A 21,919-nucleotide genomic window follows, 5' to 3' on the forward strand; every position below is an offset into this window, starting at 1 on the left:
CGTAACAGCGCAGCCTTCGACATGCCCGGTCTGGTCGCGGCGACGGTGCAGGAGCTCATGCCCGAGCTGGTCCGCACGAGGCGCGCACTGCACGCCGACCCCGAGCTCGGCTTCAACGAGGTGCGCACCACGGCCCGAGTCCTCGAGGTGCTCGCCGCCGCCGGTATCGAGTCGCGCACCTTCGAGGGCACCGGGCTGACGGCCGAGATCGGCGCCGCCGACCCGTCGTACCGGGTCGCGCTGCGTGCCGACCTCGACGCGCTGCCCATCGCCGAGCGCACCGGCCTGGACTTCTCCTCTACCAACGACGGCATCGCGCACGCCTGCGGCCACGACGTGCACACCACCGTCGTGCTGGGCGCCGGGCTCACGCTGAAGAGGTTCGAGCAGGAGCTCATCGAGCGCGACATGGCGGTGCGGCTGGTCTTCCAGCCCGCCGAGGAGGTCGTGCCGGGCGGGGCCCACACTGCCGTCAAGGAGCACGCCCTCGACGACGTCGACCAGGTCTTCGCGCTGCACTGCGACCCGAGCATCGACGTGGGCACCGTCGGCCTCAAGGTGGGCCCGATCACCGCGGCCTGCGACGCCATCCGGGTGCGCCTCTCCGGGCGGGGTGGACACACCAGCCGGCCGCACCTGACCGGTGACCTGACGTACGCGCTCGCCAAGGTCGTCACCGACGTGCCGGCCGCGCTGTCGCGTCGACTGGACCCCCGGGTCGGCGCCGCTCTCGTCTGGGGCACCGTCGTGGCCGGCAACGCCGCCAACGTCATCCCCGCGATGGGCGAGTGCGTGGGCACCCTGCGGATGCTCGACATCGACGCGTGGGAGCAGGCCGGCGACCTGGTGCAGACGCTGGTGCACGAGGTCGTGGCGCCGTACGGCGTGACCGCCGAGGTGGAGTACACCCGCGGCGTGCCGCCCGTGGTCAACGACGCGACAGCGGTGGAGCTGCTCACCTCGGCCTGCCACGCGGCCGTCGGGCCCGACGCGGTCGTGCCGACGAAACAGTCGCTGGGCGGCGAGGACTTCAGCTGGATGCTGGCCCGCGCGCCGGGTGCGATGGGCCGGCTCGGCACCCGCACACCCGGCGGCCCGACGTACGAGCTGCATCAGGGCGACCTGGTCGTCGACGAGCGCGCCATCTCCGTGGGGGCCACCCTGCTGGCCGCGACCTGCCTGCTGCGGCCGGACTCCGCGGCCGACGCCGCCGTCTGAGCCTGTCGGCGCGACCGTTCGCCGGCCGTGGCGCAACCGTTTGATAACGGTCGCGCCGACACGGCCGGACCTACCCGAACGCGCCGGTAATCTTTGCGCGTCCGCACCCCGCCCGACGTCTGCGCCATCAGCGTGAGTCGGCGCCGATGTGCCCCCCACCTACAAGGAGATGTCTGTGCGTTCGGTGATGAAGATCGCGGCGGTTGCCGCACTCGGCTCGCTGGCCCTGACCGGCTGTGGCAGCAAGCCCGGATCGGGATCGAGCGGAAGCGGTAGTGGCAGCTCCGGCTCCACGACGGCAGCGAAGGCCGTCGGCAAGAAGATCAACGCGTGCATGGTGCTGGACACCGGTGGCGTCGACGACCGCTCCTTCAACCAGTCGTCCTGGGACGGCATGAAGGCGGCCAACGCCGCGAACCCGAACATCTCGATCAAGTACGTCCCGAGCAACTCCGGCGCGGACTACACCCCGAACCTCACCAAGCTCGCCACCGGCGGGTGCGCCACGGTGATCGGCGTCGGCGGCCTGATGTCCGACAACGTGAAGTCTGCGGCCAAGACCTACCCGAAGGTGCACTTCGCCGAGGTCGACTCCCCGGGCACGGGCGCCAACTTCTACGGCATCCAGTACAACACCGCGCAGGCCGGCTTCCTCGGCGGTTACCTCGCGGCCAGCCTCACCAAGACCGGCAAGGTCGGCACGTGGGGTGGGCTCAACATCCCGCCGGTGACCATCTACATGGACGGCTTCCAGGAGGGCGTGCAGTACTACAACACGCAGAACAAGAAGTCGGTGCAGGTGCTCGGCTGGGACGAGAAGACCAAGAAGGGCACCTTCTCCAACAGCTTCACCGACCAGAACAAGGGCAAGTCGGTCAGCCAGTCGATGGCCAGCAACGGCGCCGACATCATCTTCCCGGTCGCGGGCGGATCCGGCCTGGGCGCGGGCGCGGCGGCACAGCCTCCGGCGGCAAGCTGAAGATCATGTGGGTCGACACCGACGGCTGCGAGAGCGCTGCGCAGTACTGCAAGTACATGGTCGGCAGCGTCACCAAGAACCTCAGCGGCGGTGTGCAGGCCTACCTGAAGTCCTCCGCCGACGGCACCTACCCGACCGGTAACTACATCGGCACCCTCGCCAACGGGGGCGTCGGCCTGGTCGACAACAACAACAGCCAGTCGGCCACGCTGAAGGCGCAGCTGGCGAAGGTCAAGGCCGGCATCGTCTCCGGCTCGATCAAGATCACCTCACCGAGCCAGCCCACCAGCTGACACCGGTGATCGCAGGGGCGGGGCGGGCCGACGGGCTCGCCCCGCCTTCTCTATGACGATCGGGAGCGGTCCCCACGCGCCGCGCGGCCACCCGATCACCAGCCGTCGTACCGACGACTGACGGCGGGGCGGGTAACCTCGCGCGAAGCGTCGACGACCAACGGAGCGAGCCTTCACGATGAAACTGCAGTTGCAGGGGATCACCAAGAGATTCGGCACCTTCACCGCGAACGACCAGATCGATCTGGTCGTACAGCCGGGGGAGATCCACGCCCTGCTCGGCGAGAACGGCGCCGGCAAGAGCACCTTGATGAACGTGCTCTACGGGCTCTACGAGCCCACCGAGGGCACGATCCTGGTGGACGACGCACCGGTCACCTTCAAGGGGCCGGGCGATGCGATGGCCGCCGGGATCGGCATGGTGCACCAGCACTTCATGCTCGTGCCGGTGCTCACCGTCGCCGAGAACATCATGCTCGGCGCCGAGCAGACCTCCCGCGGCGGCTTCCTCGACCTGCGCCGCGCTCGCAAGCTCGTGCGCGAGCTGTCCGACCGCCACCACCTAGAGGTCGACCCGGACGCCAAGGTCGAGGACCTCCCGGTCGGCATCCAGCAGCGGGTGGAGATCCTCAAGGCGCTGGCCCGCGAGGCCAAGGTGCTCATCCTCGACGAACCGACCGCGGTGCTCACGCCCCAGGAGACCGACCACCTGATGGAGGTCATGCGCTCGCTCAAGGCGCAGGGCACCTCCCTGGTCTTCATCAGCCACAAGCTGCGCGAGGTGCGCGAGGTCGCCGACACCATCACCGTCATCCGGCGCGGCAAGGTCGTCGGCACCGCGCAACCGACCGCGACGGCCGCCGAGCTGGCCGCCATGATGGTCGGCCGCACCGTGCAGCTGCGGGTCGAAAAGGAGCCCGCCAAGCCGCGCGACGTCATCCTCGACGTGGACAAGCTGCGGGTGGTCGACGCGGCGGGCCAGGTGCTCGTCGACGACATCTCCTTCTCGGTGCGCGGCGGTGAGATCTACGCGATCGCCGGCGTGCAGGGCAACGGCCAGACCGAGCTCACCGAGGCCATCGTCGGGCTGATCGAGCCGGCGTCCGGGCGCGTGATCATCGACGGCGAGGACGTCACCGACGACACGACGTACGACATCCTGCGCGCCGGTGTCGGGTACGTGCCCGAGGACCGCGCGCACGACGGGCTGGTCTCCAGCTTCAGCATCGCCGAGAACCTCGTGCTCGACATGTACGACCAGGCGCCCTTCGGCGGCCGGGTCCAGTTGAACAACAAGGAGATCGCCAAGAACGCGGCCGCGCGCGTCGAGGAGTTCGACGTGCGGACCGAGTCGCCCGGCGCCACCGCCTCGACCCTGTCCGGTGGAAACCAGCAGAAGGTCGTGCTGGCCCGCGAGCTGTCGCGCCCGCTGCGCCTCTTCGTGGTGTCGCAGCCGACCCGTGGCGTCGATGTCGGCTCGATGGAGTTCGTGCACAAACGGATCGTGGCCGAGCGCGACCGCGGAGCCGCGGTGCTGCTGGTGTCCACGGAGCTGGACGAGGTGGTGAGCCTCGCCGACCGGATCGGGGTCATGTACCGCGGCGCCATCGTCGGGGAGCTGCCGCCGACCGCGTCCGCGCAGGAGTTCGGCCTGCTCATGGGTGGCCAGCACGGCGACACCGGCGATCACGACACGAAGGAGTCCGCGTGAGCGAGCAGAAGGCCGGGGGCGAGCCCGCGGTGGGCACCCCGGAGAGCGGCAGCAGCAAGGTCGACCAGACGCCGGACGGCGGCGCGGGGCGACTGCGCGAGATCTTCCGCAGCGACCACCCCGCGATCCTGACGATCCTCGCGATCTTCGCCGCCGTGGTCATCGGGTCGATCCTGATCATCGCGTCGGACCAGGCGACCCGCACCGCGGCGGGCTACTTCACCGCGGCTCCGATGGACACCATCTCCGCGGCGTGGCACGCGGTGTCCGGCGCGTACGTCGCGATCTTCGAGGGGTCGATCCTCAACCCCTCGAGCCTCTCCAGCGGCAACGCCACCACCATCTTCGGCCCGATCTCGGAGACCATCGTCAGCGCGACGCCGCTGATCTTCGCCGGCCTGTCGGTGACGCTGGCCTTCCGCGCGGGCCTGTTCAACATCGGTGCGCAGGGCCAGATCCTGCTCGCCGCGATCTTCGCCGGGTACGTCGGCTTCAGCTGGCACCTGCCCGTCGTGCTGCACGTGATCGTGGCGGTGCTCGCCGGCATCCTCGGCGGTGCGCTGTGGGCCGGACTGGCCGGCGTACTCAAGGCCAAGACCGGGGCGCACGAGGTGATCACCACGATCATGCTCAACTACGTGGCGCTCGGCCTGATCCAGTACCTCCTCGGGGTGCACGGATTCCAGGCCAAGCCGTACAACCAGGCCATCTCGCCCGCCGTCGACCACGACGCGATGTATCCCCACCTCCTCGGATCGGCTCTGCGCGCGAACGTCGCGTTTCTCGTCGCGATCGCGGCGACCGTGGCAGTGGCATGGCTGCTGAACCGCAGCACCTTCGGCTTCCGGCTGCGCACCGTGGGCGCCAATCAGGACGCGGCGCGTACGGCGGGCATCAGCATCTCCAGCGTCTACATCGTGGTGATGCTGATCGTCGGCGCCCTCGCCGGCCTCGCGGGCAGCGCCCAGGTGCTCGGCACCTCCCCGCAGGTCACCAGCGACATCGACGCAGGCGTCGGGTTCGACGCGATCACCGTGTCGCTGCTCGGCCGCGGATCGCCGATCGGCACCTTCTGGGCGGGCATGCTCTTCGGCGCGCTGCGCGCCGGTTCGGTGCAGCTGCTGGCCTCCACCAACACCCCGTCGGACCTGGTGCAGGTGCTGCAGGCGCTGATCGTGCTCTTCATCGCCGCACCCGGACTGGTCCGGCTGATCTTCCGGCTACGCCGCAGTGGCGGCGGCCAGACCGCCGTGGTCGCGAAGGGATGGAACGGATGAGTCACCCCACGAAGTTCTCCGCTGCGCTCCGATACATCGCGGGGACCCCGACGAAAGGCGAGTCCCGATGAGCGCGCCGGCCACCGACGAGGAACTCGTCGTCCACCACAAGACGGTGCGGGTCGGACCGTCACGTACCCGCCGCACGGTCGTCGCGATCGCGCTGGTGGTGATCGGCCTCTTCACCGCGCTCGTGCTCGGCACGACCGGCACCCAGACGGACGCCAAGTTCGGCTTCGACGCCGGCGGCGCGCAGGTGCACGTGCCGACGTTGAGCTTCGCCGAGGCGCCGTTCTGCTTCGTCGTCGGAGCATTGATCGTGCTGGCCGGGATCTACCACCTGGTGCGCGGTTTCACGCCGGTGGCCATGCGCTGGGTCGGCAGTGGCGTCGGCGTGCTCTTCCTGCTGGCGTTCCTCGCGTGGGCGGGCACCGGCGGCAAGACGGTGCAGTTCACCTCCCTGCTGCAGCAGGGACTCCTGCTCGCCACCCCGCTCGTCCTGGGCGCGATGGGCGGCATCCTCTGCGAGCGCAGCGGCGTCATCAACGTCGCGATCGAGGGTCAGATGCTGGCGGGCGCCTTCGCGGGTGCGCTGCTCGGGACGGTCGCCGGTCTGTTCGCCGGCGTCATCGCGGCGATCGTCGTCGGCGGCCTGCTCGGGCTGCTGCTGGCCGTCTTCGCGATCAAGTTCCTGGTCAACCAGGTGATCCTCGGCGTCGTGCTCAACGTGCTCGCGCTCGGCCTGACCGGCTACCTCTTCGACGCGATCATGGCCAACAACTCCAACGGCACCAACAACCCCAGCTTCTTCGACCCCGCGAAGATCCCGCTGCTGGGCGACATCCCGGTGGTCGGTCCGGTGCTCTTCGACCAGAACTACATCGTCTACGCCATGTACGTGATCGTCATCGTCATCGACGTGGCGCTCATCCGCACCCGCTGGGGACTGCGCACCCGGGCCGTCGGCGAACACCCGCAGGCGGCCGACACGGTCGGTATCAACGTGCTGCGGCTGCGCTACCAGAACGTCGTGCTCGGCGGCTGTGTCGCCGGGCTCGCCGGGGCGTTCCTCACCATCGGCAACGTCGGGTCCTTCAGTAAGAACATCTCCTCCGGGCAGGGCTTCATCGCCTTGGCCGCGGTGATCTTCGGCCGCTGGACACCACGCGGAGCGCTCGGCGCGGCGCTGCTCTTCGGCTTCGCCGGCGCGCTGCAGTCGGTGCTGTCCTTCGTGAACCCGCCGCTGCAGATCAACTCCAACCTGCTGAACATGCTCCCGTACGTCGTCACGATCTTCGCGGTGGCCGGTCTGGTCGGTCGGGTGCGGGCGCCCGCAGCAGACGGCGAGCCCTACGTGAAGGGTTCGGCATGACCGACGCACCGGCCCAGGTCGACTGGGAGTCGTTGCACCGCACCGCGATCGAGGCAATGGAGCGCGCGTACGCGCCGTACAGCGACTTCCCGGTCGGTGTCGCGGGGCTCGTCGACGACGGCCGGATCGTGTCCGGTTGCAACGTGGAGAACGCGTCGTACGGCGTCGGCCTGTGCGCCGAGTGCGGGATGGTCAGCGACCTCGCGCGCACCGGCGGAGGCCGCCTGATGGCGGTCTGGTGCGTGGACCGCTCGGGCGAGGCGCTGATGCCCTGCGGGCGCTGCCGGCAGCTGCTCTGGGAGCACGGCGGACCCGAGTGCCTGCTGCAGACACCGCTCGGCGTCCGGTCGATGAGCGAGATGCTGCCGCAGGCCCCGGGGCCCACAACCTCTAGCCCCTCACCGCCGAGTGGCATACCTGTCTTTCGGGTGCACCCCGGAGAGGTATGCCACTCAGGGGCGGCTACTTGCGCAGGCCGAGCTCCTTGCCACACGCGGCAGCCGCGGCCAGGTAGATCGCGTTGTCCTTCGAGTCGAGCCGGGCGTTCTTGTCCGCTGCGGCGTACGCCTTCACCGCGCTGGCACTGACCTTGTCGTAGGTCTTGTCGACGATGCAGGCGGAGATCTTCTGCACGACCGCCGGCTTGAGCTTGGCTCCCTGAGCCGTCTGCTCCAGACCCTTGGCGAGACCGGCGGTCGCTGCTGCCTTGGTGGGCTTGCCGCCGCCGGCAGCAGCGGAGGAGCTGGCACTCGTGCTCGACGGAGTCGTAGAGGCGGGCGCGCTGCTGGAGGAGCTGGACGTGGTGCTGCTCGGCGCACTCGACGCGCTGCTCGAGGAGCTGGAGCTGCTGGACGAGCTGACGCTCACCTTGTCGCTGCTGCCGCCGCAGGCGGTGAGGCCGAGCGGGAGGGCGAGCAGCGTCGCGGTGGCGGCGGTGCGGGTGAGCGTGGACGTGATCGACATCGGTGGGTTCCCCTCGAACATGATGGACGCGCCCGTGACGTGGGCGCGTGCCGCGAGCTTACGGGCGAGGCGGGATGTTTCGGGGCCGAACGCGCTTGCGCACCCGAGTGATCGGAGCGGGCGGGAGTCCGCCCCCGAGGCCGTGGCAGGATCGGTGGATGCCTGAATCGCACGACGCCGTCGATGTCATCCGCGCCAAGCGCGACCGCCACGAGCTGGACGACGGCCAGATCGACTGGGTGATCGACGCCTACACCCGCGGCGTGGTGGCCGACGAGCAGATGTCGGCGCTCGCGATGGCGATCCTGTTGAACGGCATGACGCGGCGCGAGATCGCCCGCTGGACCGCGGCGATGATCGCCTCCGGAGAGCGGATGGACTTCTCCGGGCTGTCCCGCCCCACCGCCGACAAGCACTCGACCGGAGGTGTGGGCGACAAGATCACCCTTCCGCTGGCGCCGTTGGTCGCGGCGTGCGGTGTCGCCGTGCCGCAGCTGTCCGGGCGCGGACTCGGCCACACGGGCGGCACGCTGGACAAGCTGGAGTCGATCCCGGGCTGGCGCGCCGACCTCACGAACGAGGCCATGCTGTCCCAGCTGGACTCGGTCGGTGCGGTCATCTGCGCGGCCGGCGCCGGTCTCGCGCCGGCCGACAAGAAGCTCTACGCGCTGCGCGACGTCACCGCCACCGTCGAGGCGATCCCGCTCATCGCCAGCTCGATCATGAGCAAGAAGATCGCCGAGGGCACGGGTGCGCTGGTGCTCGACGTCAAGGTCGGATCGGGCGCATTTATGAAGGACGTCGCCGATGCGCGCGAACTGGCCACCACCATGGTCGGCCTCGGCACGGACGCGGGGGTGCGCACCGTCGCGCTGCTGACCGACATGTCGACGCCGCTCGGTCTGACCGCCGGGAACGCGCTCGAGGTGACCGAGTCCGTCGAGGTGCTCGCCGGAGGCGGTCCGGCCGACGTACGCGAGCTGACCCTCGCGCTTGCACGCGAGATGGTCGCTGCCGCAGGCGTTCCCGACGTCGATCCCGCGGACGCCCTCGCCGACGGCCGCGCGATGGACGCGTGGCGGGCGATGATCGCGGCGCAGGGCGGCGACCCGTCCACGACGCTTCCGGTCGCCCGTGAGCAGCACGTCGTCACCGCGCCGCGCGACGGGGTGCTGACCCGACTCGACGCGCTGCAGGTGGGGGTCGCGGCGTGGCGGCTCGGTGCCGGGCGCGCGCGCAAGGAGGACGTCGTACAGGCCGGCGCCGGCGTGCAGTGGCACGCGCGACCGGGTGACTCCGTGCGTGCGGGGGCGCCGCTGCTGACGCTGCACACCGACACCCCGGAGCGGTTCGAGCGGGCGTTGACGTCGCTGGAGGGCGCGTTCGACATCGCCGACGCGGACGTGTCCGGTCGACTCCCGCTACTGATCGACCGGATCGCCTGAGAGCTCTGGCGGTCGCCGTACAGTGACCGGATGTCGCAGACCCAGGCGCCCCTGACCTACGATGAGATCGTCCAGCTTCCGAAGGTGCTGCTGCACGACCATCTGGACGGCGGCGTACGGCCGTCGACGGTGGCGCAGCTGGCGGACGAGACGGGTTACGACGGGTTGCCGACGAGCGATCCCCAGCAGCTCGCGCAGTGGTTCCGGGAGAACGCCGACTCCGGCTCGCTGGTGCGCTATCTGGAGACGTTCGCGCACACCGTCGGCGTCATGCAGACGGCCGATGCGCTGCGCCGTGTCGCGCGGGAGGCCGTCGAGGACCTGGCCGCGGACGGCGTCGTCTACGCCGAGATCCGTTACGCGCCCGAGCAGCACCTCGAGCAGGGGCTGAGCCTGGACGACGTGGTGGAAGCCGTGAACGCCGGTCTGCGCGAAGGGGAGTCGCTCGCGGCGGAGCAGGGCCGCACCATCCGGGCGAGGGCGCTGCTGACCGCGATGCGGCACGCCGCCAAGAGCACCGAGATCGCAGAGCTGGCGGTGCGATATCGCGACGAGGAGGTCGCCGGCTTCGATATCGCGGGTGCGGAGGCCGGCAACCCGCCGACCCGGCACCTGGACGCGTTCGAGTATCTGCGCCGCGAGGATGCGCACTTCACCATCCACGCGGGTGAGGCGTTCGGGCTGCCGAGCATCTGGGAGGCCATCCAGTGGTGCGGCGCTGAGCGGCTCGGCCACGGCATCCGGATCGTCGACGACATCGAGGGGCTCGGCACGTCCCGCGTGCAGCTCGGTCGGCTCGCGTCGTACGTCCGCGACCGCCGCATCCCGCTGGAGCTGTGCCCGTCCTCCAACGTGCAGACCGGCGCCGCGACCTCCGTCGCCGCGCACCCCATCACGCAGCTGCGCGACCTGCGCTTCCGGATCACCGTCAACACCGACAACCGGCTGATGAGCGACACGTCGATGTCGCGGGAGATGTGGCTGCTGGTGCAGGACGCCGGGTGGGACCGGGAGGACCTGCGCTGGGTGACGATCAACGCCATGAAGTCGGCATTCCTGCCCTTCGACGAGCGGCTGGCGATCATCGAGGAGCAGATCAAGCCGGGCTACGAGGCGCGCTGACCGGCTGCCATCGTGGGATTCAGCGGCCGGTGAGTTCGTCGACCGGTACGACGCGAGAGCGCAGCCTGGCGTCGCGGGCGAGGCGCTGCTGGTCGCGGCGACGGCGCTCTGCGAGTACGGCGGCCAGGAACTCCTCGTCGGACGTGCCGGGCGGCGGTGGCGGCGCGACGCTCGGGCGCACCGCGGCCGTGAGGTCGGCGCCCAGCCGCGCGCGGGCCGCCGGCGTGAGGGTCCGCCGCCGCAGCAGGAACTGGCGCACCGCGAGGGCGGCGCCGTCGGGCAGGGCCGAGATGTCGGTCGACCGGGCCCACCGCTCCAGTCGCATCGGCACCTCCGGCGGCGCCGCGAGTCGCAGGCGCACGTCCTCCTGCACGACGTACGTGCCGGCGGCGAGGTCGCCGAGCCGCTTGACGCGGGTCGTGGCGACCGCCGCGATGACGGCCGGCACGCCGTACGCCATGAAGAGCTCCACGAAGCCCACGAGTCCGCGCACGAACGCGTGCCGGAAGACGATCGGGCCGCCGTCGTCGCGCACGACGCGCAGTCGGCAGATCAGCTTGCCGAGCGATCGCCCGCGGGTCAGTGTCTCGACCGCCACGGGGACGACCAGGAGGCAGCCGACGGTGCTGAGCAGCGCGAGCGTCTGGGTGCTGGCCGCGCTCGCGTCGAACGACTGCGCGAAGACCACGACGAAGAGCGCGATCAGCAGGAGCAGGTAGAGGACGGTGTCGATCACGCGGGCGACCACGCGGATGGGCAGCGATGCCGGCGGGATGTCGATCAGGACGGCTTCGCCCGTGACCATGGTGTCTGCCTCGGCGCCACGCAAGGCGCGCGGCTCCGCGAGTTTCCCCCGGTCCGTCACGTCGGTCAGCGTACCTTTGCGCCATGGATCTGGACGCGTACGTCGCGGCCCACCACCTGGAGTGGGAGCGCCTGCGTGACCTGGGGGCGCGGCGCCGGTTGACCGCCACGGAAGCCGACGAACTGCTCGACCTCTATCAGCGCACCGCGACGCACTTGTCCCAGATCCGTTCGGCGGCGGCCGATCCCGCCCTGGTGCAGTACCTGTCCGCCCTGTTGTCACGCGCGCGGGCCAGGTCGATGGGCGGGCGCACCAGCACCTGGTCGGGCGTCGCGCAGTTCTTCGCGGTCACCTTCCCGGCGGTGCTCTACCGGCTGCGGCGGTGGTGGGTGACCGTGCTGGTGGTCAACGTGGCGGCGGCGTTCGTCATCGGCGCGTGGGTCGCGCGGCACCCGGGCGTGCAGTCGTCGTTCATCAGCGGGAAGCAGGCCGACCAACTGGTCAACCACGACTTCGCGGACTACTACTCGCAGTACTCCGCCACCGATTTCGCCACCCGCGTCTGGACCAACAACGTGTGGGTCGCGGCGCTGTGCATCGCGGTCGGCGTGCTGGGGGTGCCGGTGATCTACCTGCTGCTCCAGAACGTGCTGAACGTCGGGATCATCGGCGGCCTGATGGCCGCACACGGCAAGCTCTCACTTTTCTTCGGGCTGATCCTGCCGCACGGGATGCTCGAGCTGACAGCGGTGTTCGTGGCTGCAGCGGGCGGCTTGAAGCTCTTCTGGTCATGGGTCGAGCCGGGTGACCGCACCCGTCCCGACGCGATGGCCGCGGAGGGACGGTCGGTCATCACGCTGGCGCTCGGCCTGATCGTCGTGCTCCTGGTGACCGGCGTGATCGAGGCGTTCGTGACGCCGTCCGGGCTGCCGACCGCGGCGCGCATCGGGATCGGGGTACTCGTGGAGGTGCTCTTCCTCCTCTACGTCTTCATCGTCGGCCGGCGGGCCTTCCTGGGCGGTGAGACCGGCGACGTGGCCGAGATCGACCGCAGCGCGGCCCTCCCCACGGTCGGCTGACCCCCGCCTTTCGGACATGCACGGCGGGGCACATATGCCCCGTCGTGCATGTCCAAAAGGGCGTCATAGGACTGCGGTGACCAGGTCGGACCGCTCGGCGGAGGCGACGTGTACGCGGGTGAAGACGACGTCCGTCAGCTCGGCGCCGGCATCGGCCAGGGCGACCTGCAGGTTGCGCATCACCTGGTGTGCCTGAGCCGCCGCATCGCCGCGCCCGACCACGCCGCCCTCGTCGTCCAGCGGGCAGGACCCGGCGAGGAAGATCCACCTGGATCCGGCCGGGGCGGTTGCGGCGTAGGCGTATTCGACGGTGTCGGTCAACGTCGACGAACGGATCAGGCGTACGGCGGAGGTCATCGACCCACCCTCTCGCGTTTTGGACATGCACAGCAGGTCATATCTGCCCCGGTGCGCATGTCCAAAACCAGGGGAAGGGGTCAGAGGAGGGACTGCCGCTTGAGCATCAGGTAGTGGTCGACCAGCGCGGTGGGCAGGTCGTCGGGGGACTCGTCCAGCACCGTGACACCGAGCTGACCGAGGGCGGTCGCCGCCCGCTCGCGCAGGGTGAGAGTCCGCTCGGCCGCGGCCGCGTCGTACGTCTCGAACGCCGTCCGCCGCTGCGAGGCCATCTCACGCAGCACCGGGTCGGTCACCGACGCGACGACGACCCGGTGCCGAGCGGTGAGCGCCGGGAGCACCGGCAGCAGTCCCTCCTCGATCGCTGCGGGCTCGAGGGAGGTGAGGAGCACGACGAGGGCACGCTGGCGTGACAGGCCGTCGACCGCCCCGGCGAGCCTGGACCAGTCCGCCTCGACCAGCGCCGGCTCCAGCGGGGTCATCGCGGTCACCAGCCGGTGCAGCAGCTGAGCGCGGTCGTGGACGCCGATCACCCGGGAGTTGATCATGCGGTCACCGGCCAGGAACTGCACCCGATCGCCCGCGCGCGATGCGAGCGCGGCGAGCAGCAGCGCGGCGTCCATGCTGTGGTCGAGCCGGGTCGTGTCGCCCACCCGGCCGGCGCTGGTACGCGAGGTGTCGAGCAGGATCACCACCCGCCGGTCGCGCTCGGGCTGCCAGGTGCGCACCACCAGGTGCTGTCGCCGGGCGGTCGCGCGCCAGTCCAGGCTGCGCACGTCGTCCCCGTCGACGTAGTCGCGCAGCGAGTCGAACTCGGTGCCCTGCCCGCGCACCCGCACCGCCGCGCGTCCATCGATCTCGCGCAACGCGCGCAGTCGGCTCGGTAGGTGCCGTCGCGAGGGGAACGCCGGCAGTGCGCGCACCGTGCCGGGCACGGCGACCGAGCGCTGCCGGGCAGCCAGCCGCAGCGGACCGTAGGAGCGCACCGTCGTCCGGTCCGCGAGCCGGTCACCGCGGCGTACCGGCGTGAGCCCAGTTGTCAGCCGGACACTCTCACCCGGAGGCAGGGATGCCGTATGCCGGGCCGCGCCGGCTCCCGCGGAGGGTTGCCACGCGTCCCGCAGCAGTGCCCGCACCTGCCGACGGCCGTCGTTGCGGACCAGCAGCGAGGTCGACGTGGACTCCCCGAGCACGACCTGCGCGCCGGGGGATCGGGTCAGGTGCAACCCCGCCGGCGACCCGGCGAGTAGCACGTCGACGATCACGAGCACAGCCACGACCGCCAGCCACACCAGCACCGACGACGCGCGCGGCACCACTGCGACGTAGATCAGGCCCAGTGCCGCCAGCAGGACGGCGCGTCCGGTGATCGCCATCGGTCAGCGCGGGACGGGGACCGAGCCGGCGGCCGAGTCGAGCACGGCGGACGCTCCCACGCCCTCCAGCTCGGCCTCCGGGCGCAGAGTGATGCGGTGGGCCAGCGTCGACCGGGTCATCGTCTGTACGTCGTCGGGGGTCACGAAATCGCGCCCGGCGAGGAACGCCCAGGCACGGCTCGTGGCCAGCAACGCGGTCGCACCACGCGGGCTGACGCCGAGCGCCACCGAGGGGGAGGTGCGGGTCGCCCGGGCGATGTCGACGATGTAGCCCGCGACCTCGGGAGCGACGCGCACCCGGCGTACGGCGCGTGCACCGGCGGCGATGTGCTCAGCGCTCGCGACGGGGCGTACGCCGGCCGCCTCCAGATCGCGCGGGTCGAAGCCGTCGGCGTGCCGCTGCACGACGATCAGCTCCTGCTGGCGGTCGGGCAGCGCGACGGCGACCTTGAGCAGGAACCGGTCGAGCTGCGCCTCGGGCAGCGGGTAGGTGCCTTCGTACTCCACCGGGTTCTGGGTGGCGGCGACCATGAACGGCGCGGGCAGTGCACGCGGCGTGCCGTCGACCGAGACCTGCCGCTCCTCCATCGCCTCCAGCAGCGCGGACTGGGTCTTCGGCGGAGTGCGGTTGATCTCGTCAGCGAGCAGCAGGTTGGTGAAGACCGGGCCGGGCCGGAAGACGAAGTCCGACGAGCTCCCGTCGTAGACCAGGGATCCGGTCAGGTCGCCGGGCATCAGGTCGGGGGTGAACTGCACCCGCTTGGTCTGCACCGACAGCGACCGCGCCAGCGCACGCACGAGCAGCGTCTTGGCGACGCCGGGCACGCCCTCGAGCAGCACGTGACCGCCCGCGAGCAACGCCACCACGAGGCCGCCGATCGCCGAATCCTGTCCGACCACAGCCTTGTTCACCTCGGTGCGGACGTCGACCATCGCCTGGCGTGCGCGGTCGGCGTCGGCGTGCAGCGACGTGGATTGCGTCATGGGCGGTGTACCTGTCTCTCGAGGTCCTGGAGTTGCTGTGCGGTGCGGATGAGCTGCTGTTCGTCGTCGACCGGGCCGCTGACGAGCACGTCGTGCACCTCGCGGGTGTCGCGCGAGGTGGCCTGCGCAGTCTCCCGGACGAGCTCGGCCGGCGAGGTGGTGGGTGACAGCCCGAGGTAGTGGGCGAGCCGCTGCCGGGACGCGATCCGCAGCACCTCGGCCGTACGAGCGGTGTCGCGGGCCCGGCGGTAGAGCTGACCCCGGCTGCGGGTGGTCTCGACGGCGGGTACGACGACCGGCAGCGGCTCGCTGACCAGCCTGCCGAGGCGCCGTCCGCGCCACAGCATCAGCAGCACGACGCACGCGGCGGCCAGCCAGATGCCGGGTCCGAGCCAGCGCGGCCAGGGTGACGGGCCACCCGTGCCGGTGGCAGAGGCGTCGGCATGCGCGTCGTCGGCGGCCACCCAGATCACGCGCGGATGAGAGCCCAGGGCGCGCAGGGCGATCGCGGCGTCGTCGGCGGACAGCACCCCGTCGTTGCGCAGGATCTTGGCCGACCCGACGACGATGACGGCGGGTCGTACGCCGGCCACGGACGGCAGCGTGCGGATCGCGTCGCCGCCGTCCTCGACCCGGACGCATCCGGTGCCGGCAGTCGAGGTGTAGGAGCGGGGGCCCACTCCGCCGTCGAACACGAGACCGGCGAACGGGGCTGCGCTGCAACGTAGTTGCGTCGCGTCGACGCTGCCCTCTCCGGGCACCTCGCGGATGGGCAGGCCCAGGTCCGCCAGCACTGATGCCGGCGGGGCGACCACCACGAGGGCGCCGGCCGACGCCGACTCACGTGCGATGCGCTGCAGCGACGCCCGGCCGAGCAACCCGGCGCGGGTGACGACGACGGTCGAGTCCGCTCCTGCGGACTGCTGCGCCAGGCCGGCCGCGGTGTGGGTGACCTGCAGGGAAACCCCCTGCGAGCGCAGTACCTGCGCGACCGCGCGGGCACCGTCCGGCGCGGGCGATCCGGGGTCGAGCGGCTGGCTGCGATGACCCGCGGTGAGCACCGCGACGACCGCGACCGCGACCAGGGCGAGCACCAGCGACGCCAGGAGCAGGCGACCGCGCGTCATGCGAGCTGACCGGTGCGAAGGGGCTCGGGGCGCGTGCGCTCCAGCAGGCTGTCCAGATCGCGCACTCGGACGCAATCCGCCGCGTCGGCGGTCCTGCCGCCGTAGAGCACGGCGTCGAAGACCGTTGCGGCATCGGACAGCCCGGTGCTCGATGCGGGGAATCTCGCACCGAGCACCCTGGCGATCTCATCGGCCGTCAGACCGGGGGCCGGGTCGACCAGCGCACGCTCCACGCCGCGTACGGCGATCGCGCGGAACCAGTCGAGGGTGGCCGAGTCGAGGTCACCGGCACGCTCGGCGGCGGTCGCACGGGCCCGCAGCTCCTCTGCCGAGATGCTGCGGTCTCCGAGCACCGCGTCGTCGGGCTGGCGGCGCGCGCGCACCCGGCCGCGGCGCAGGCCGGTGACGGCGAGCGTGACGACCAGGATCACCAGCAGCAGACCGATCAGCCAGGCGATCGAGGGCAGCGTGCCGGTGCTCCCGGAGAGGAGGTCGTCGATCCGGGACGCGATCCAGTCGTATACGGACTGCAGCAGACTCTTGTGCTGCCGGTACTCGCTCTTGGACAGTTCGCGGCGCAGCAGCTCGCGGCCCTGCTCGCCGCCGGGTGTGAGGGGAGTGGCGTCAGCGAGGTGCATCGTCGCGGGAGGCGGCCGCGGACATGAGGGTCACGTCCAGGCCCTCCTTGCGCATCCGTTGATCGATGTAGAGCAAACCGGTGGTGCCGGTGACGAACGGCGCGACAGCCGCGGTCACGACGGCGCTCCACAGCTGCCCGCCGATGAGCAGCAGCACGCTGGCGACCCCGTCGGTCGAGTAACCGCCGAGGTTGAGCAATGATCCCGGCACTCCGACGACCGAGCTCACGACTCCGGCGACGAGCGACGCCAGGATCGAGATGCCGAACAGTCGCCAGAACGACCGGCGTGTCAAGGCCCACGACCGCTTGATCGCGGGCACCGGACCGATGCCTTCCAGCACCAGGGCAGGGCTGGCCATCATGAGCCGGACGCTGAGGAGGAAGGCGCCGATCACCAGCCCGACGCCCAGCAGGATGCCCAGGATCACCGCGAGCACGGTGCCGACGGTCAGGGCCGCCAGGACGACGATGCCGACGGCGACGGCGACGACGATCAGCCCCAGGACGGCGAGCAGCAGGGTGAGTCCGAGCAGTGGCCGCAGTCGAGGGCGGATCCGGGTCCATGTCTCGCGCATGCTGATTCGCCGACCGAGCACGGCGTCGGAGACGACGACGATGAGCATCCCGGCGAGCACGATGCTGCCGATGTAGGTGAAGATCTGTGCCGCCGGGGCGATGAGATCGATCTTGAGCAGATCGGGGTTGGACCCTCCCGCATCGCTGTTGGACGACAGGTCCAGGCCGTGCGGGAAGACCACGCGCTTCAGCAGGAGCGTGATGAGCAGGGTCGGCACCGCCACGATCAGATGCACGATCAGCGCAAGACCGAGGGTTGCGGCTGGGTTGCCCCGGATCGTGGCGAACGCGCCGCCGAAGATGTCACCGAGGGTGAGCGGGCGCAGCGGCACGACACCCGGCTTGGGGGCCATCGGCCGGAACTGCGGCCCTCTGTACTGCGGTCCGCCGCTCATCGGCGGGCCCTGAGGCGGCCCCGCCGGCGGGACGGGTCCGTACGCGCCGTACTGCGGGGGCGGTCGCTCGCCGGTCTGCTGCTGCGGGGGCGCCTGCGTCCCGTACGCCGGCTGCTCGCCGGTGCCGTTCGGACCCCCCGACGGGCTCACCCATCCGTCACTCATGGCCGAACCATAAGGCCTGCGAGGCCCACTCAGGTGCCCTTGGGGTGCCAGACGGTCTTGGTCTCCAGGAACGCCCGCATCCGACGCAGGCTGGGAGTGGGCGCGAAGTCCGGCTCCACAGCGTCCGGCCCGTCGCCCGCGGGGCGCAGCACGCGCTTCACCGTGTCGGCGGCCGAGGCCTCGAGATCGGCCCACGCGACCCCGTCGGCGTCCGCTGCGCCCGTCAGGTCGACGGCGTTCACGTCGTGGTGGGACGCCAGCCAGGGAGCCAGCTCCGCGGTGCGACCCGTGACGATGTTGACCACGCCGCCGGGCACGTCGGAGGTCGCGAGCACCTCGGACAGGGTGACCGCCGGCAGCGGGCGCTCCTCGCTGGTGAGCACCACCACCGTGTTGCCGGACACGATGGCCGGCGCGATCACGCTGATCAGCCCGAGTAGCGAACTGCGTTGCGGCGCAAGGATGCCGACGACTCCGGTCGGTTCGGGCGCCGACAGGTTGAAGTACGGTCCGGCGACGGGGTTGAGATTGCCGAGGACCTGGGCCAGCTTGTCCGGCCACCCGGCGTACCAGACCCAGCGGTCGCTGGCGGCGTCCACCAGACGCTCCGCCCGGGGGCGGGTCACGCCCTCGCTGGCGATGACGTCGGCCACGAACTGCTCGCGCCGGCCCTCCAGCACCTCGGCCACCCGGTAGAGCACCTGCCCGCGGTTGTACGCGGTCGCGCCCGACCAGCCGGCGAAGGCGCCCCGCGCCGCGACGACGGCGTCGCGCACGTCCTTGCGGGAGCCCTGCGCGGCGTTGGCCAGGAAGGACTCCGAACGCCCCTGTGAGACAACGGCGTACGAACGCCCGGACTCACTGCGCGGGAACTTGCCGCCGATGTAGAGCTTGTAGGTCTTACGCACGTCCACCCGAGCCATCAGTCCTCACTCCCCGCCGCGACATAGGCCTCCAGGCCGTGTCTCCCGGCCTCGCGGCCGTAGCCGCTCTCCTTGTAACCGCCGAACGGCGACGTCGGGTCGAACTTGTTGAACGAGTTGGCCCACACCACCCCGGCCCGCAGCCGGTCGGCGGTCCAGAGCACCCGCGACCCCTTGTCGGACCAGATGCCGGCCGACAGCCCGTACGGCGTGTTGTTGGCCTTGGCGACCGCCTCGGCCGGGGTGCGGAAGGTGAGCACCGACAGCACCGGCCCGAAGATCTCCTCCTGCGCGACCCGGTGGGCCTGCGACACGTCGGTGAAGATCGTCGGCGCGAACCAGTAGCCGCGGTCGGGCAGCTCGCACGGCGCGCTCCAGCGGGTCGCGCCCTCGGCCTCACCGGCCCCGACGAGCGCGGTGATGCGGGCCAGCTGCTCGGCGGAGTTGATGGCGCCGACGTCGGTGTTCTTGTCCATCGGGTCACCGACCCGCAACGTGCCGAGGCGGCGCTGCAGGCGGCGTACGACGTCGTCGGCCACCGACTCCTGCACCAGCAGCCGGGACCCGGCGCAGCACACGTGGCCCTGGTTGAAGTAGATGCCGCTGACGATGCCCTCGACGGCCTGGTCGATCGCGGCGTCGTCGTAGACGATGTTGGCGCCCTTGCCGCCCAGCTCCAGGGTGAGGCGCTTGCGGGTGCCGGCGATGGTGCGCGCGATCTGCTTGCCGACGTCGGTGGAGCCTGTGAAGGCGATCTTGTCGACGTCCGGGTGCTCGGTGAGCGCCTGGCCGGTCGCGCCGGCGCCGGTCACGATGTTGACCACCCCGGCGGGCAGGTCGGCCTGCTGGCACACCTGCGCGAAGAGCAGCGCGGTCAGGGGAGTGGTCTCGGCGGGTTTGAGCACGACCGTGTTGCCGGTCGCGAGCGCAGGCGCGATCTTCCACGCCAGCATCAGCAACGGGAAGTTCCAGGGGATGACCTGGCCGATGACACCCAGCGGTGTCGGGCGCGCACTGGTGGTGAGTCCGGCGTACTCCAGTTTGTCGGCCCAGCCCGCGTGGTAGAAGAAGTGCGCCGCCGCCAGAGGGATGTCGACGTCGCGCGACTCCTTGATCGGCTTGCCGTTGTCGAGGGTCTCCAGCACCGCGAACTCGCGGGCCCGCTCCTGCAGGATCCGCGCGATCCGGAAGAGGTACTTGCCGCGCTCGGCACCCGACATCGGTCCCCACACCCGGGTGTAGGCCCTCCGGGCAGCGCGTACGGCGGCATCGACGTCGGCCGCGCCGGCCTCGGCGACGTCGCTCAGTCGCTCACCCGTGGCCGGGTTGACGGTCTTGAACGATGCGCCGTCGGCCGGGTCGACGAACTCGCCGCCGACGAAGAGCCCGTAGGAGGAGGCGATGTCGACGACCGCCCGCGACTCGGGCGCCGGGGCGTATTCGAAACCCGTTGGCATGTCTCTCAATCCTCGGTGACGTAGTCGGATCCGGAGTAGGCACCGGTGCGCAGTTTCTGGCGCTGCAACAGCAGGTCGGTCAGCAGGCTCGACGCGCCGAACCGGAACCACTGGGGCGTGAGCCAGTCCGGTCCCGCGGTCTCGTTGACGGTGACCAAATGCTTCACGGCGTCCTTGGTGGTGCGGATGCCGCCCGCGGGCTTCACCCCGACCATCGCGCCGGTGAGCGCGCGCCAGTCGCGGACGGCCTCCAGCATGGTCAGGACGACCGGCAGGGTCGCCGCGGGCGAGATCTTGCCGGTGGAGGTCTTGATGAAGTCGGCGCCGGCGAGCATCGCCAGCCATGAGGCGCGGCGCACGTTGTCGTACGTCGCGAGCTCGCCGGTCTCGAGGATCACCTTGAGGTGCGCGTCGGCCCGGTCCGGGTTGCTCCGGCAGACCTCCTTCACGGCGGCGATCTGGTCGAAGACGGTGCGGTAGTCGCCGGACAGGAACGCGCCGCGGTCGATGACCATGTCGATCTCGTCGGCACCTGCTGCGACGGCGTCCTGGGTGTCCAGGAGCTTGACGGGCAGGGAGGCGCGGCCGGACGGGAAGGCGGTGCTCACCGCGGCCACGTTGATGCCGCTGTCGCCCAGCGCCTCACGCGCGACGCCCACCATGTCGTTGTAGACGCAGATCGCTGCAACCCGCGGAGTCGACGGGTCGGCGCGGTCGGGGAGGAGGGCCTTGGCGCACAGGTTGCGCACCTTGCCGGGGGTGTCGGACCCCTCCAGCGTGGTGAGGTCGATCATCGAGATCGCCGTGTCGATCGCCCACGCCTTGCTGGTGGTCTTGATCGACCGCGTGCCCAGGGCCGCAGCGCGTGCCTCGGCCCCTACCTGGTCCACCGGCGGCAGGCCGTGCAGCCAGGTGCGCAGGGATCGGTTGGACAGCGCGGACACCCCGAGGAGGTCCCTCGCCTGCGACGTTGCAGTGGTTGCTGACACCGACGCAGCGTACCGTCAGCGCCATGCCGTCCCGACTGGCTCATACCCCCGACGCCACAGATCAGCGCCGACTCTTCCGGCAGTCCGGGGCCATGGTGCTCGGCATCGTCACGATCGTGATCTGCGCCGTGATCCTGGTGTTCGGCCTTTGGTCGATGCACCGGCTGCACGCGGTCGACATCGCGTGGCCGATCGCGGTCGCGCTGCTCGCGTGGGTGCTCTTCGTGCGCCCGTGCGTCGTCCTCACCGAGCAGGCGGTCGTGATCCGCAACCTGGTGCGTGAAGTGCAGATCCCCTGGGCTGCCGTGGAGTCCACGCAGTCCCGGTGGAATCTGAAGGTGGTCACCACGGGCGGCGCGGGGTACGGATCGTGGGCCATCACCACTCAGCGCCGCCGGGTCCCGAGGGCACAGCGGATCGGCCTGGGGATGGGCAACTTCAGGTCGCGTGCCGAGCGCAAGCAGCCGATCGACGTCGGTGCCTATCTCAACGGTCCCGAGCGCGCGCAGTCGGCGGCCGCGGTCGCCGCCAGCATCGATGAGATGAAGGCCGCGTCGGCCCCGCAGGCCACTGGAGACACCGGCGTACGCGTGCAGCCCGCCTGGTGGGGGATCGCCGGCCTCGGGGCGGCCGTCGTCCTGATCGTCGTCGGCCTCCTGGGCTGAC

General features: G+C 70.9%; 21 protein-coding genes and 1 pseudogene. 11 read left to right on the forward strand and 11 right to left on the reverse strand.

What is annotated here, in order from left to right; all coding sequences use genetic code 11:
• Positions 1 to 21: 21 nt before the first annotated feature.
• The 7 genes and pseudogenes from LVQ62_RS08170 to LVQ62_RS08200 form a co-directional block, all read left to right on the forward strand.
• The gene (locus LVQ62_RS08170) at positions 22 to 1,218 is read left to right on the forward strand and encodes an amidohydrolase (RefSeq protein WP_233767704.1); all 1,197 of its coding nucleotides are present in this window, start codon (positions 22 to 24) and stop codon (positions 1,216 to 1,218) included.
• A 169-nt stretch (positions 1,219 to 1,387) separates the two neighbouring features.
• A complete protein-coding gene (locus LVQ62_RS08175) occupies positions 1,388 to 2,197 on the forward strand; it encodes a BMP family ABC transporter substrate-binding protein (protein WP_233767321.1) in 810 nt (269 codons plus the stop codon).
• A 5-nt stretch (positions 2,198 to 2,202) separates the two neighbouring features.
• Complete coding sequence (locus LVQ62_RS08180; protein WP_233767323.1) at positions 2,203 to 2,490, forward strand: hypothetical protein; 288 nt, start codon at positions 2,203 to 2,205, stop codon at positions 2,488 to 2,490.
• Between the two features lie 178 nt (positions 2,491 to 2,668).
• Positions 2,669 to 4,201 carry an ABC transporter ATP-binding protein gene (locus tag LVQ62_RS08185; RefSeq protein ID WP_233767326.1) on the forward strand — a complete coding sequence of 511 codons (1,533 nt, stop codon included), beginning with the start codon at positions 2,669 to 2,671 and terminating at the stop codon, positions 4,199 to 4,201.
• A complete protein-coding gene (locus LVQ62_RS08190; RefSeq protein WP_233767328.1) occupies positions 4,198 to 5,478 on the forward strand; it encodes an ABC transporter permease in 1,281 nt (426 codons plus the stop codon). Before LVQ62_RS08185 ends, LVQ62_RS08190 begins: the two co-directional genes overlap by 4 nt.
• Positions 5,479 to 5,545: 67 nt before the next feature.
• Positions 5,546 to 6,850, forward strand: coding sequence for an ABC transporter permease (locus tag LVQ62_RS08195; protein WP_233767331.1), 1,305 nt, complete (start codon positions 5,546 to 5,548; stop codon positions 6,848 to 6,850).
• Positions 6,847 to 7,233, forward strand: a pseudogene (locus LVQ62_RS08200) (cytidine deaminase); the annotation flags it as partial. The gene LVQ62_RS08195 and the pseudogene LVQ62_RS08200, both read left to right, overlap by 4 nt.
• 79 nt (positions 7,234 to 7,312) lie before the next feature.
• On the opposite strand, the gene LVQ62_RS08205 reads toward LVQ62_RS08200, so the two are convergent.
• Positions 7,313 to 7,813 carry a hypothetical protein gene (locus LVQ62_RS08205; RefSeq protein WP_233767334.1) on the reverse strand — a complete coding sequence of 167 codons (501 nt, stop codon included), beginning with the start codon at positions 7,811 to 7,813 and terminating at the stop codon, positions 7,313 to 7,315.
• A gap of 158 nt (positions 7,814 to 7,971) precedes the next feature.
• Between LVQ62_RS08205 and LVQ62_RS08210 the strand changes: the two genes are divergently transcribed.
• The gene (locus LVQ62_RS08210) at positions 7,972 to 9,258 is read left to right on the forward strand and encodes a thymidine phosphorylase (RefSeq protein WP_233767336.1); all 1,287 of its coding nucleotides are present in this window, start codon (positions 7,972 to 7,974) and stop codon (positions 9,256 to 9,258) included.
• A 30-nt stretch (positions 9,259 to 9,288) separates the two neighbouring features.
• Positions 9,289 to 10,380, forward strand: a complete 1,092-nt coding sequence (locus LVQ62_RS08215; protein ID WP_233767339.1) for an adenosine deaminase — start codon at positions 9,289 to 9,291, stop codon at positions 10,378 to 10,380.
• A gap of 19 nt (positions 10,381 to 10,399) precedes the next feature.
• Here LVQ62_RS08215 and LVQ62_RS08220 read toward each other — a convergent pair whose 3' ends face one another.
• Positions 10,400 to 11,245, reverse strand: coding sequence for an RDD family protein (locus LVQ62_RS08220; RefSeq protein WP_233767341.1), 846 nt, complete (start codon positions 11,243 to 11,245; stop codon positions 10,400 to 10,402).
• Positions 11,246 to 11,268: 23 nt separating this feature from the next.
• Here LVQ62_RS08220 and LVQ62_RS08225 point away from each other — a divergent pair, with 23 nt between their 5' ends.
• Entirely contained in the window at positions 11,269 to 12,264 is a 996-nt protein-coding gene (locus LVQ62_RS08225) for a stage II sporulation protein M (protein ID WP_233767343.1), read from the forward strand.
• A 63-nt stretch (positions 12,265 to 12,327) separates the two neighbouring features.
• On the opposite strand, the gene LVQ62_RS08230 is transcribed toward LVQ62_RS08225, so the two are convergent.
• The 9 genes from LVQ62_RS08230 to deoC form a co-directional block, all read right to left on the reverse strand.
• On the reverse strand, positions 12,328 to 12,621 hold the full coding sequence (locus LVQ62_RS08230; protein ID WP_233767345.1) for a Rid family hydrolase: 294 nt from the start codon (positions 12,619 to 12,621) through the stop codon (positions 12,328 to 12,330).
• Positions 12,622 to 12,701: 80 nt separating this feature from the next.
• A complete protein-coding gene (locus LVQ62_RS08235) occupies positions 12,702 to 13,997 on the reverse strand; it encodes a DUF58 domain-containing protein (protein ID WP_233767347.1) in 1,296 nt (431 codons plus the stop codon).
• Between the two features lie 3 nt (positions 13,998 to 14,000).
• On the reverse strand, positions 14,001 to 14,981 hold the full coding sequence (locus LVQ62_RS08240; protein WP_233767349.1) for a MoxR family ATPase: 981 nt from the start codon (positions 14,979 to 14,981) through the stop codon (positions 14,001 to 14,003).
• Positions 14,978 to 16,108 (reverse strand): DUF4350 domain-containing protein, encoded by a 1,131-nt coding sequence (locus LVQ62_RS08245; protein ID WP_233767351.1) that lies wholly within the window; start codon positions 16,106 to 16,108, stop codon positions 14,978 to 14,980. Before LVQ62_RS08245 ends, LVQ62_RS08240 begins: the two co-directional genes overlap by 4 nt.
• Complete coding sequence (locus LVQ62_RS08250) at positions 16,105 to 16,746, reverse strand: DUF4129 domain-containing protein (RefSeq protein WP_233767354.1); 642 nt, start codon at positions 16,744 to 16,746, stop codon at positions 16,105 to 16,107. The genes LVQ62_RS08245 and LVQ62_RS08250 overlap by 4 nt, the downstream gene beginning before the upstream one ends.
• Positions 16,733 to 17,677: a glycerophosphoryl diester phosphodiesterase membrane domain-containing protein gene (locus LVQ62_RS08255; RefSeq protein ID WP_233767356.1), complete on the reverse strand. Its 945-nt coding sequence runs from the start codon at positions 17,675 to 17,677 to the stop codon at positions 16,733 to 16,735. The genes LVQ62_RS08250 and LVQ62_RS08255 overlap by 14 nt, the downstream gene beginning before the upstream one ends.
• Positions 17,678 to 17,913: 236 nt before the next feature.
• The gene (locus LVQ62_RS08260; RefSeq protein ID WP_233767358.1) at positions 17,914 to 18,807 is read right to left on the reverse strand and encodes an aldehyde dehydrogenase family protein; all 894 of its coding nucleotides are present in this window, start codon (positions 18,805 to 18,807) and stop codon (positions 17,914 to 17,916) included.
• A complete protein-coding gene (locus LVQ62_RS08265; protein ID WP_233767360.1) occupies positions 18,807 to 20,264 on the reverse strand; it encodes an aldehyde dehydrogenase family protein in 1,458 nt (485 codons plus the stop codon). The genes LVQ62_RS08260 and LVQ62_RS08265 overlap by 1 nt, the downstream gene beginning before the upstream one ends.
• 5 nt (positions 20,265 to 20,269) lie before the next feature.
• On the reverse strand, positions 20,270 to 21,253 hold the full coding sequence (gene deoC / locus LVQ62_RS08270; protein ID WP_233767364.1) for a deoxyribose-phosphate aldolase: 984 nt from the start codon (positions 21,251 to 21,253) through the stop codon (positions 20,270 to 20,272).
• Between the two features lie 23 nt (positions 21,254 to 21,276).
• Here deoC and LVQ62_RS08275 point away from each other — a divergent pair, with 23 nt between their 5' ends.
• On the forward strand, positions 21,277 to 21,918 hold the full coding sequence (locus LVQ62_RS08275; RefSeq protein WP_233767366.1) for a hypothetical protein: 642 nt from the start codon (positions 21,277 to 21,279) through the stop codon (positions 21,916 to 21,918).
• The last annotated feature ends 1 nt before the right edge of the window (position 21,919 follow it).

This window comes from Allobranchiibius sp. GilTou73, from assembly GCF_021391335.1.
Classification (GTDB): Bacteria; Actinomycetota; Actinomycetes; order Actinomycetales; family Dermatophilaceae; genus Allobranchiibius; species Allobranchiibius huperziae.

Coding starts and splice junctions, on each gene's coding strand:
- LVQ62_RS08170 (WP_233767704.1), top strand. CDS start 22: ATGCCCGGTCTGGTCGCGGCGACGGTGCAGGAGCTCATGCCCGAGCTG.
- LVQ62_RS08175 (WP_233767321.1), top strand. CDS start 1,388: ATGTCTGTGCGTTCGGTGATGAAGATCGCGGCGGTTGCCGCACTCGGC.
- LVQ62_RS08180 (WP_233767323.1), top strand. CDS start 2,203: ATGTGGGTCGACACCGACGGCTGCGAGAGCGCTGCGCAGTACTGCAAG.
- LVQ62_RS08185 (WP_233767326.1), top strand. CDS start 2,669: ATGAAACTGCAGTTGCAGGGGATCACCAAGAGATTCGGCACCTTCACC.
- LVQ62_RS08195 (WP_233767331.1), top strand. CDS start 5,546: ATGAGCGCGCCGGCCACCGACGAGGAACTCGTCGTCCACCACAAGACG.
- LVQ62_RS08205 (WP_233767334.1), bottom strand. CDS start 7,813: ATGTCGATCACGTCCACGCTCACCCGCACCGCCGCCACCGCGACGCTG.
- LVQ62_RS08210 (WP_233767336.1), top strand. CDS start 7,972: ATGCCTGAATCGCACGACGCCGTCGATGTCATCCGCGCCAAGCGCGAC.
- LVQ62_RS08215 (WP_233767339.1), top strand. CDS start 9,289: ATGTCGCAGACCCAGGCGCCCCTGACCTACGATGAGATCGTCCAGCTT.
- LVQ62_RS08225 (WP_233767343.1), top strand. CDS start 11,269: ATGGATCTGGACGCGTACGTCGCGGCCCACCACCTGGAGTGGGAGCGC.
- LVQ62_RS08230 (WP_233767345.1), bottom strand. CDS start 12,621: ATGACCTCCGCCGTACGCCTGATCCGTTCGTCGACGTTGACCGACACC.
- LVQ62_RS08235 (WP_233767347.1), bottom strand. CDS start 13,997: ATGGCGATCACCGGACGCGCCGTCCTGCTGGCGGCACTGGGCCTGATC.
- LVQ62_RS08240 (WP_233767349.1), bottom strand. CDS start 14,981: ATGACGCAATCCACGTCGCTGCACGCCGACGCCGACCGCGCACGCCAG.
- LVQ62_RS08245 (WP_233767351.1), bottom strand. CDS start 16,108: ATGACGCGCGGTCGCCTGCTCCTGGCGTCGCTGGTGCTCGCCCTGGTC.
- LVQ62_RS08250 (WP_233767354.1), bottom strand. CDS start 16,746: ATGCACCTCGCTGACGCCACTCCCCTCACACCCGGCGGCGAGCAGGGC.
- LVQ62_RS08255 (WP_233767356.1), bottom strand. CDS start 17,677: ATGGCCCCCAAGCCGGGTGTCGTGCCGCTGCGCCCGCTCACCCTCGGT.
- LVQ62_RS08260 (WP_233767358.1), bottom strand. CDS start 18,807: ATGGCTCGGGTGGACGTGCGTAAGACCTACAAGCTCTACATCGGCGGC.
- LVQ62_RS08265 (WP_233767360.1), bottom strand. CDS start 20,264: ATGCCAACGGGTTTCGAATACGCCCCGGCGCCCGAGTCGCGGGCGGTC.
- LVQ62_RS08275 (WP_233767366.1), top strand. CDS start 21,277: ATGCCGTCCCGACTGGCTCATACCCCCGACGCCACAGATCAGCGCCGA.